The 10229-nt window shown below is 65.1% G+C and carries 10 protein-coding genes and 1 tRNA gene; 9 read left to right on the plus strand and 2 right to left on the minus strand.

The window, feature by feature from the left end:
- Positions 1 to 144: 144 nt before the first annotated feature.
- Positions 145 to 849 carry a BTAD domain-containing putative transcriptional regulator gene (locus ACFOPO_RS17375; RefSeq protein ID WP_386704871.1) on the minus strand — a complete coding sequence of 235 codons (705 nt, stop codon included), beginning with the start codon at positions 847 to 849 and terminating at the stop codon, positions 145 to 147.
- Between the two features lie 216 nt (positions 850 to 1065).
- Positions 1066 to 1140, minus strand: a tRNA-Val gene (locus ACFOPO_RS17380).
- A gap of 135 nt (positions 1141 to 1275) precedes the next feature.
- On the opposite strand from ACFOPO_RS17380, the gene ACFOPO_RS17385 reads away from it, so the two are divergent.
- The 9 genes from ACFOPO_RS17385 to ACFOPO_RS17425 all read left to right on the plus strand — a co-directional run.
- The gene (locus ACFOPO_RS17385; protein WP_386704873.1) at positions 1276 to 2109 is read left to right on the plus strand and encodes a tyrosine-protein phosphatase; all 834 of its coding nucleotides are present in this window, start codon (positions 1276 to 1278) and stop codon (positions 2107 to 2109) included.
- 152 nt (positions 2110 to 2261) lie between these two features.
- Positions 2262 to 2909, plus strand: coding sequence for a polysaccharide biosynthesis/export family protein (locus ACFOPO_RS17390; RefSeq protein ID WP_386704875.1), 648 nt, complete (start codon positions 2262 to 2264; stop codon positions 2907 to 2909).
- Entirely contained in the window at positions 2906 to 5059 is a 2154-nt protein-coding gene (locus ACFOPO_RS17395; protein WP_386704876.1) for a GumC family protein, read from the plus strand. The genes ACFOPO_RS17390 and ACFOPO_RS17395 overlap by 4 nt, the downstream gene beginning before the upstream one ends.
- Before the next feature lie 37 nt (positions 5060 to 5096).
- The gene (locus ACFOPO_RS17400) at positions 5097 to 6272 is read left to right on the plus strand and encodes a tetratricopeptide repeat protein (protein ID WP_386704878.1); all 1176 of its coding nucleotides are present in this window, start codon (positions 5097 to 5099) and stop codon (positions 6270 to 6272) included.
- A 47-nt stretch (positions 6273 to 6319) separates the two neighbouring features.
- A complete protein-coding gene (locus ACFOPO_RS17405) occupies positions 6320 to 6592 on the plus strand; it encodes a hypothetical protein (protein ID WP_386704879.1) in 273 nt (90 codons plus the stop codon).
- A 185-nt stretch (positions 6593 to 6777) separates the two neighbouring features.
- Positions 6778 to 7197, plus strand: coding sequence for a hypothetical protein (locus ACFOPO_RS17410; protein WP_386704881.1), 420 nt, complete (start codon positions 6778 to 6780; stop codon positions 7195 to 7197).
- A 114-nt stretch (positions 7198 to 7311) separates the two neighbouring features.
- Entirely contained in the window at positions 7312 to 8649 is a 1338-nt protein-coding gene (locus tag ACFOPO_RS17415; protein ID WP_386704883.1) for an O-antigen ligase family protein, read from the plus strand.
- Positions 8650 to 8663: 14 nt separating this feature from the next.
- Complete coding sequence (locus ACFOPO_RS17420) at positions 8664 to 10100, plus strand: undecaprenyl-phosphate glucose phosphotransferase (RefSeq protein WP_386704885.1); 1437 nt, start codon at positions 8664 to 8666, stop codon at positions 10098 to 10100.
- An 8-nt stretch (positions 10101 to 10108) separates the two neighbouring features.
- Positions 10109 to 10229 (plus strand): hypothetical protein (locus ACFOPO_RS17425; protein WP_386704895.1); only part of this gene is annotated, 121 nt, incomplete at its 3' end.

Consider the following 10229-nt stretch of genomic DNA (forward strand, 5'->3'; position numbering starts at 1 on the left):
GATGCGTCACGTCCGCATCCGAGGGCTGTTGCGCGTTCGCCCCCATTCCATGCGCGGCTTCGTTACGGCGGCGTCGCGCAAGCGTCCGCATTGCGTCCACGCATGCCCGTTGCCCCGATCGGGCAGGAGTGCAGGGAAGTGGTGCTAGCGTGCCCGACGATTGGCGAGGCCGGCGCCCAGCACGCGTGCGGCCAGCAGCGGGTCCGGCTCTACGCCCAGTTCATCGTCCAGGCGCTGTGCAAGCAGGCGGAAGCATTGAACCGCCTGGTAACGGTTGCGCTGCACGAGGTGCGCGTCGATCAACGCTTCCGCAGCGGATTCGCGCAGCGGCTCGGCATCGACGGCGGCAGCGCCGGCCTGAATGGCCAAGCCGAACTGGCCCGATGCCGCCATGGTCCGGCAGGCCGATTCCAGCGCCTGGACGCGCAGCATGTGGAACGCGTCCTGCTCCGCGAGTACCCATTCCTCGTGCCATCCGGGCAGGATGTCGTTCGACAGCAGTGCGATTTCGTCGAGGGCCAGAGAGTCCCCGGCCAACGCACGCGCAGCGATCTGGTGTGCGAGTTCGAGATCGGACTCGGCCTGCAGCACCAGTTCATCGCCTATCGTTTCGATCCAGCCGCGCGGCACGTGCCACAGCGCACGCCGCAGGTTCGCCCGTCCCGTTTCTTCGGGCACGTCCGGCCAGAGCTGTGCCGATGCCAGACCGCGCGCGACCGGCTGCCTGCGCAGTGCGAGATAGGCCAACAGACGGCGCCCGGGCAGCGAGAGGCGGATCATCGGGTACACGCCGAGGCGCCCGACGATGGCGATTCTGTGGCTGATGTTGGTCTGAGGTTGGTCCTTCACCCTTCGCCCCGGAGGTGAGCACAACTGCCCATCCTCTTCAGGATCCCTGCATCAGTTCAAACGCGCGGGAAGGGTAGGGCCGGACACGTTGCCAGGCCCGCTGCGTGCGACATCCAGGCAACAAAAAACCCGCCCTTCGCAGGGCGGGTTGTTCGTATGCTTCGAGTTCAACAGTGCCTGGCGTGCGGTCGATACTTACCAAGGTGTTGACGAATATGGTGGGCGGTACAAGTTTCGAACTTGTGACCCCTGCCGTGTGAAAGCAGTGCTCTACCGCTGAGCTAACCGCCCGAAATGGGCGCGCAGTATACCCCAATGCCGCCCGGTGTTGGCAAGGGGGCAAGTGACATCGCGGCTGGCACGGCTTGTTCAGGGGAACAGAACGCTTTGCCAGTAAACTCCCGCGCTCTGCTCAGGGGGAGCAACATGTTCGACCTACATTGCCATCTGCTGCCGGCCATCGATGATGGTGCGGTAGACCTCGACATGGCACTGGAGATGGCGCGCATGGCAGCGGCCGACGGCATCGTCACCGTGGCCTGCACGCCGCACATCTATCCCGGCTTGTACGAGAACACGGCGGACGGCATCCGTGCCGCGATCGCCGCGTTCCAGGCCGAGCTGGACGAGCGCGGTATCGCACTGCGCCTGGTCGAAGGTGCCGACGTCCACCTGGCCCCGGACCTGCTGGAGAGCATCCGCGGCGGTCGCGTGCCGACCCTGGGCGGGTCCCGTTACCTGCTGCTGGAGCCGCCGCACCACGTCGCGCCGCCCCGCTTCGAGGAGGCGGTGTTCGACCTGATGGCGGCCGGACTGGTACCGGTTATTACCCATCCCGAGCGCCTGACCTGGGTGGAGACGCACTACGACGTGTTCGCGCGCCTTGCCGAGCGGGGGGCCTGGATGCAGATCACGGCAGGGGCGATGACCGGGCGCTACGGTCGGCGGGTCAAGTACTGGGGCGAGCGTTTCGTCGGCGAGGGGTTGTGCATGATCCTCGCGACCGACGCCCACCACCCGACTCGACGGCCGCCGTTGCTGGCCGAGGCCCGCGAGGCCGCGGCCGCCTTGGTGGGAATGGAGGAAGCGGTGCACATGGTCGACACCCGCACGCGCGGGATCGTCGATGACGTCGCACCCGAGAATTTGCCGCCGCCGTTGTTCAGGCAGGCGGGCTTCAGGCCGCAGGTTCGCGGCCCGTCCGCGTCGGCGGGCGAGGGCGTCGTCGGGCGTTTTTTGCGCTCGATCCGGGGGAAGTGAGGAAAAGTCTTAGTTCAACAGGTCCGGGGAAAACTGGGACCTGCGGCATAATTCCGATGTGCAGCCGTACGAATCCGTACGTGCTTTCGCATCCAATTTTTTGAGGACGGCACTTGTTCAGTGTTTTTCGAGTGTGGGCGCTTGTGTGCCTGATGCTGCTTAGCGCCTGCACCAGCTCGGGTGCAAACAAGGAAGAAGCAGCGACGCTGCCGGAAGGTGATCCGGTCGCGGCGGCAATGGGCCGCAGCGAATATCTTATCGGCCCTAGCGACCTGCTTGCCGTGACGGTGTTCCAGATCGAGGACCTCAATCGCGAGGTCCGGGTCAACAACGCCGGGCAGATTGCCCTCCCGCTGATCGGCGCCGTGCCCGTCGCCGGCCGCACCGTGGGCGAGATCGAACAGGACATCGCCGGCCGTTACCAGTCGCGCTACCTGCAGAACCCGCAGGTGACCGTGTTCGTGAAGGAGTTCTCGAGCCAGCGCGTGACCGTGGGCGGCGCGGTGAAGAAGCCGGGCATCTTCCCGATGACCTCGCGCCTGAGCCTGCTGCAGAGCCTGGCCCTGGCCGAAGGCTTCAGCGACGTTGCCAGCCATCGCAACGTGCTGGTGTTCCGCACCATCGGCGGGGAGCGCAAGTACGCGCGCTTCGACGTCGCCGCGATCGAGAAGGGTGAGCAGCCCGATCCGCAGATTTTTGGCGAAGACGTCATCGTGGTCGACACCTCGATGGGCCGCCAGACGCTGCGGACGTTGATCCAGCTGGCGCCGTTCATCGCGGTGTGGAGGTCCTACAATTGAACGCCGTAGTTGAGCCGATCGAGTCTTTCCGCCAGGAAAGCCGCGACGACGACGAGATCAACCTGCTCGAGTACTGGCGCATCCTGCGCGAGCGGCAGTGGTGGGTGGTGGGCACCGCGCTTGCGGTGGTGTTCCTGACGCTGGTTTTCACGCTGCTGGCGACGCCGATCTACCGCGCGGGTTCGACCCTGCAGATCGAGCGCGACACGATGAAGATCGTGGCGTTCGAAGGCCTGCAGCCGACCGAATCGCCGATGGACCGCGACTTCTACCAGACCCAGTACGAGCTTCTGAAGAGCCGCTCGCTGGCAAGGCGCGTCATCCAGGACCTGCGCCTGCCCGCGAACAAAGAGTTCGAGAAGGACATGGCCAAGGTCGACGAGGCCCTGGCCGAGAAGGCCAATGGCCAGGCCGTGGCCGCGTCCGCCAAGCAGCAGGCACGCGAAGCGGCGATGATCGAGATCGTGCTCGAGTCGCTGAGCATCGAGCCGATCCGCAACTCGCGCCTGGTCCGGGTCAACTTCGACTCGCCCGATCCGGTGCTGGCCGCGCGCGTCGCCAACGCCTACGCCGACGGCTTCATCCAGAGCAACATCGAGCGTCGCTTCGACGCGTCGTCGTTCGCCAAGAAGTACCTGGAAGAGCGCCTGGCGCAGCTCAAGGGCAAGCTGGAGGACTCCGAGAAGGAACTGGTCGCGTTCTCCGAGAGCGAGCGCATCGTCTCCGTTGGTGACGACAAGCCCTCGCTCGACGCGCAGAACCTCAGCGACCTCAATGCCGCACTCGCTGCCGCGCAGGGCTCGCGCATCAAGGCCGAGGCGATGTGGGCACAGGCCAGCATCGGCAACGGCATGGGCCTGCCGCAAGTGGTGGCGAACCAGCTGATCCAGAAGCTGCGCGAGCAGCGTTCGACGCTGATGGCCGAGTACCAGAACAACCTGGGTACGTACAAGGCCGACTACCCGAACATGGTGCAGTTGAAGAACCAGATCGACGAGGCCGACCGCCAGATCAACGTCGAAGTGGGCAACATCCGCGCCGCCATCCGTTCCGAATACGACGCTGCACTTGCGCAGGAAACGCTGCTGCGCGAGCGCATCACCGGCCTCAAGGGCGACGTGCTCGACCTGCAGAGCCGCTCGATCCAGTACAACATCCTGCGCCGCGAAGCCGAAACCAACCGCCAGCTCTATGACGCGCTGCTGCAGCGCTACAAGGAGATTGGCGTGGCCGGCGGCGTCGGTGCGAACAACGTTTCGGTCATCGACCGCGCCATCGCTCCCGAGAAGGCCAGCTCGCCGCGCAAGCTGCTGAACCTGGCCGTCGGCCTGTTGCTGGGCGGTTTCCTGGGTGTGCTGCTGGCGTTCGTCCTGCACCACCTGGACAACACGGTGCACGACCCGAAGGCGCTGGAGACCATCACCGGCCTGCCGGTCCTGGGCGCCATCCCGCGCCTGGAACAGGGCGTCACACCTGCCCAGGCGGCCGCCGACCTGCGCTCGCCGTTTGCCGAAGCCTATCGCTCCGTACGCACGGCGCTGCAATTCGCCACGGTGCACGGCTTGCCGCGCAGCCTGCTGATCACCAGTGCCAGCCCGGCCGAAGGCAAGAGCACCACGGCGCACGAACTGGCGCGCAACATCGCCCAGCTCGGCAAGCGCGTGGTGCTGGTGGATGCCGACCTGCGCAACCCGTCGGTCCACAAGGTCACGGGGCTGTCGACGGCGCGTGGTCTATCCAACCTGCTGGCCGGTGCCGGCGAACTCGCCGACGTTCTGCAGCAGCTGCCGAACGAAAAGCTGAGCGTGATCACTGCGGGCCCGCTGCCGCCGAACCCGCCGGAGCTGCTGGCCGGCGATGGCCTGGCGAAGCTGCTCGCGCAGCTGCATGAGCAGTTCGACATGGTGGTCCTCGATGGCCCGCCGGTGCTTGGCCTGGCCGATGCACCGCTGCTTGCCAACCAGGCGGAAGCCACGATGCTGGTGGCCGCCGCCGAAGACACCCGGAACGACGCCCTGCGGGTGGCGCTGGAACGCCTGCGGGCTGCGCGTGCGCGCGTGCTTGGCGCGGTGCTGACCCGCTTCGACCACAAGCGCAAGGGCGAAGGCTACGGCTACACCTACTATGCCTACGGTGGCTCGGCTGACTGAAGGGCCGCTGGCACGCCGCTTCCGCATGGGAGCAGGTTTGCTGGCGGTCGTGGCGGTAGCCTGGTTGGCCTGGCAACAGGTCCAGGTCGATGCGGAAGTCGGCGCGCCAAAGGGGCCCGACCGCCGCGTCGCCAGTGCCCGCGGCCTGGCCAACGATGCTCACGCCTTGACGTCGGTCGCCCGCGAAACCCTGGCGGAGCGTCCCATCGACGGCGGCGCGTTCCGCATGCTCGGGCTGGCTGCCGCGCTGCAGTCGAATCCCGACCGGGCCGGCGAGCTCTACCGCATCGCCGCCCGCCTGGACCCGCGCGACGACATTGCCCAGGCAATGCTGATCGACGCCTCGTTCGAGCAGGGCGCGGTGGGCGAGGGCGTAACCCACGTCGACGCACTGCTGCGCATCGCCCCCCACATGCGCGAGTCGCTGCTTGCTTCGCTGGTGCCGTACGTGGCGAACCCGCAGCTGCTGGATGCACTGGTCAAGGCACTCGCCGCGGATCCGCCGTGGCGCGGGTCGCTGGCGCCGGTGCTGCGCCACGCTGATGCCACGCAAACGGAAACGTTGCTCGCAGCGCTGACGCAGGCAGTACCGCTGACCGCGCCGGAACTGGCCGCCCGCGTTGAAGCACTGACTGCGCTCGGCGAGCCCGGGCATGCGCGCGAGATCTGGCTGCAGTCGTTGCCGGAGGCCGACCGGGCGCTCGACGGCTTGCTGTTCGATGCAGGGTTCGAGGGCATCGACAAGACCGACGGCTTCGGCTGGCGGTGGAACGAAGAGCCGGGCGTGACCATTGCATTCGATGCAATCGATCCGGCCCAGGGGCAGCAGTCCCTGCAGGTGGACTTCAGTGGTCGTGCGGTGCGGTTCGTTGGGCCGCGCCAGCGCCTCGTGCTTGCTCCGGGCAGCTATGAAATCAGCAGTGCGGTGGACGATCGCACCGGTTCACCGCGCCGCTTCGCGTGGTTCGTGCAGTGCAACTCCGGCCCGGCCCTGATCGAGCTGGATCTGCCAGCAAACAGTGACGGTCATTGGAAAACTGTTCGCGCAGACTTCGATGTACCGCCTGACTGCCAGGGTCAACAACTGACACTTCGTCACACCGGCCGCTCGATGGCCGAACGTCAGATAAGCGGTGTTTTACGGGTCGACGATGTGCAACTGAGAAAACTTCCCAACCGTGTCACATTGCCAAACCCATCACATGCCGAATAGGCTGTTGCAGTGGACACATTTTGTGTTGATCAGGGAGTTCTAGCGACATGAAGCAGATTCTGTTCGGCCTGGTTGCCGTCTTTGCATTTGGCGCGGCATCCGCGCAGACCGCGCAGCCGGCAGCCGAGGCTCAGCCGCAGGAGCAGGCAGCTCCGGCCAAGCCGGCGGCACCGGCGAAGAAGAGCAAGGCCTCCAGCTCGACGGTCCTCGCCGTCGGCGCGGGCGTGGCTGCAATTGCTGGCCTGGCAGCTGGTGGCGGCGGTGGTGGTGACAAGCCGGCGCAGGAACCGCCGAAGCCGCCGAAGCCGTCGAGCCCGTAACGGTCTCGCGATGTACTGACCAGCAGTGACGCTCAGTGTCACTGTTGGTCATGCTGGCGCAGTGTGGTCTGCGTCATGCGACGGTGGCTCTCCAATGGAGTGTTACCGTTCGCACAATTTCACGTAGAATTCACGCGTGCGCCAGGGGGTCTGGCGTGACCCAATCAAGTAGATCTGGAGTTGCAATGAAGTCGCTGATCGTTGGAATGTTTGCGTTGACCCTGGCCGGTGGTGCGCTGGCGCAGTCGCCGAAGGTGCTTGTGCGTTCTGAAGGCAGCGACGTGCAGGTTGCCGGCCGCGCTATCGAGAAGTCCAACAGCTCCGGCGCCGAAGCCGGCGACGTTGTTGACGTCAATGGCGGTGAAGCGTATGTGACCTACTCCAACGGTTGCACCCTCAAGGTGACCGGCACCTACACCGTGCAGGACACCGCACCGGCCAAGTGCCCGACCCTGGGCAAGGTCGGCGCCGACACCAACTACGCCATGGTCGGCACCGGCATCGCCGTGGCCGCTGGCGCGCTGGCCCTGGCCGGCGGTGGTGGCGGTGGTGACGACAAGCCGGAAGCGACTCCGCCGAAGCCGCCGAAGCCGTCGAGTCCGTAATCAGGGCAAGGCCGGCTTTTCGCAAACGCGGGTAGCCGGCTCGCGATTCCATTAGAAGCAGATAGATGGCAACGGGCCGCCGAGTGCGGCCCGTTTGCTGTCAACGAGGTTGAGATGCGTTTCAAAGGCGCCAAGGGGACGCCTGATACGGCCGCCGAACTTGCCGCAGCGCTGTTGCTGAGCGCCGCATTGTTGGCGGGCGGTGGATCACGTGGTGCAGGGGATCTGGTCGTGCACCTGGCTGCGTTGCCGGCGTTGCTGCTGGCTGCGATGCGCTGGCGGTGGGCGCCTGCTTCGCGGGCGCAGCGCGCCATGGCGCTGGTGTGCGTCGGCGCAATCGCCTTGGCCGCGCTGCAGTTGCTGCCCCTGCCTCCTTCGTTGTATTCGCTCTTGCCTGGTCGCGAAACCGTGCTGGCCGATCTGGCGCAGGCTGGACAGCCGCATGGCTGGCTGCCGCTGACACTGGATCGCTGGGGAACTGTTCGCGCACTGTTGGCGATGATGGTGTTTACCTCGTTCTGGGCGCTGGCGTGCACGCTTACCCACGCAGCGCGCCTGCGACTGCTCAAACTCGCGCTTGTCGTGGCGACGCTGACCGCGTTGCTCGGCTATGCGCAATCGGCCGCGGGCACCTATTCGCAACTGCGGTTCTACGACTATCACCACCCCATTGGCGCGATTGGCCTGTTTGCCAACCGCAACCACTTCGCCTGCCTGATGGCGATGCTGCTTCCGTTCGCGATCGCCCTGGGCGTACAGAGCCAGGCGCTGCGACGCGTGCCCGCTACGTTGGCTTGGTACTCCGTGGCGGCAATGCTGTTCCTTGCGGCAGCCTTGAGCTTTTCTCGCACCGGGTTGGCGCTCGCTTGCACGGCTGCGCTCGCCGGATTGTTGCTGCTCACGTCGCGCGCAGGCGTTGCTTCGAACCTGGGACGCATCCGCCGCTGGGCGCCGCTGGCGAGCATCGCCGTGGCCATTGCTGGCATTGCTGTTTACGCCTGGGATGGAATCAGCCAGCGCCTGCAGCAAGACCCGTTGCAAGACCTGCGCTGGCAGTACCTGCGCTATGGCTGGGACGCCGCACAGGCCTACCTGCCGCTTGGCAGTGGCTGGGGCAGTTTCAAGTCTGTCTATGCACCGTTCGAGCCTGTCGGTTCGATGCGGGAAGTGTTCGCGCTGCATGCCCATAACGACATTCTTGAAACGCTGATCGAAGCAGGGCTGCCTGGATTCGTCCTGTTGCTGACGCTTTTGGTCACTGTGATCTGCGTCACACGAAAAAATCTCATTGATCGCACTTTTCACGGGCCGATACTCGGTGCTGCGGCGATCGCCGCGTTCGTCCCGTTGGCGCATTCCTTCGTCGATTACCCGTTGCGTACCCATGCGGTCGCGGTGGTATTCGCGCTGGTGCTGTCCTTCCTCCTGACGAGCGCGAGTGACGCGCGATGACAGGAGATAACCCAATGCTGTTCTCGCCGATCCGGGCCGAGTACGCCGTTGAACGCGCCCAGTCGAACAAGTTCTCGGCCTTGTTTGGGCTGATGCTGCGCATCTTCGACGTTTCGGTCGTCGTTGTGGTTGGCATGGTGGCGTATTGGCTGCGCTTCGATACGGTGAGCATGCCGATGGAGTTCCAGCAGGCAATCGCACGCGGCGTACTGTTCACGATGCTGTCGATGGGTACGTTCTCGATGTATCGCAGCTGGCGCGGCATTGGTGCCGTCGGCGAAGCGTTCAAGCTGACGGGCGTGTGGACGGTCGTGTTCGTGCTCGGTGTCCTCTACGTCGCGCTGCTGAAGGTGCAGGGCGTCACCTCGCGACTCTGGTGGGGTTACTGGTTTGTTGGCACGGTGCTGGCGTCCGGCGCGGGCAGGCTCATCTGCCGCCATGCGGCCGTCTGGGTCCGCGAGCGTGGACTGGATGTGCGTACGGCCGTCGTCATCGGCTCCAACGCCGACGCGGCACATATCGTGCGCACCCTCGAACGGCAGCGCTGGGCCGGTATCGAAGTCCGTGGGTGGTTCAGTACGGCTGATGGTCTTCAGCCTGCATTGGCCGGTGTGCCGCATCTGGGTGATCTGGCCGCGTTGGCGCCGTACGTTGAGTCGCAACACATCAGTCAGGTGTGGATTGCATTGCCCGTTAGCGAACAGGCGGCAATCGATCGAATCATCACGGACCTGGACCACTCGACCGCGGACATCAAGTTCGTGCCAGACCTCTTCGGTCTGCAGCTGCTGAATCACTCCGTCGAGCAGATGGCGGGATTGCCGGTGATCAATCTGCGTGCGAGTCCGCTCGATGGTGAGGCGCGCATGGTCAAGGGGCTGGAGGATCGCGTGCTCGGCGCGTTGATCCTGGTACTGATTGCCCCTTTGCTCGCCTTGATTGCCATTGGCGTGAAGCTCAGCTCGCCGGGCCCGGTGCTGTTCAAGCAGAAGCGCCATGGCCTGGATGGCAAGACCATCAAGGTCTGGAAGTTCCGCAGCATGCGTCTCCATGCCGAGCACGCGGGGCAGGTGACCCAGGCCACCAAGCGCGATCCCCGGATCACGGCATTTGGCAGCTTCCTGCGCCGCACCAGCCTCGATGAGCTGCCGCAGTTCATCAACGTGCTACAGGGAAAGATGTCCATCGTGGGCCCGCGCCCGCATGCGGTGGAGCACAACCACCATTACAAAGTGATCGTGCAGAACTACATGCAGCGGCATCGCGTGAAGCCTGGAATCACCGGCTGGGCGCAGGTCAATGGCCTGCGCGGCGAAACGGACACGGTCGACAAAATGTCGGCGCGTGTGGAGTACGACCTGCATTACATGCAGAACTGGTCCCTGTTGCTTGATCTTCGCATCATCGCGATGACGGTCGTGAAGGGTTTCATTGGCAAGGCTGCCTACTAGGTGTTGAAGTGCAAGTAACGATCTTTGGAACTGGATACGTCGGCCTCGTCACCGGCACCTGCCTGGCCGACGTCGGCCACGACGTGGTCTGCGTCGACATCGACCAGGCCAAGGTCGACGGCCTCAACC

It is taken from the genome of Lysobacter sp. GCM10012299, assembly GCF_042649405.1.
Lineage (GTDB): Bacteria > Pseudomonadota > Gammaproteobacteria > Xanthomonadales > Xanthomonadaceae > Lysobacter_J.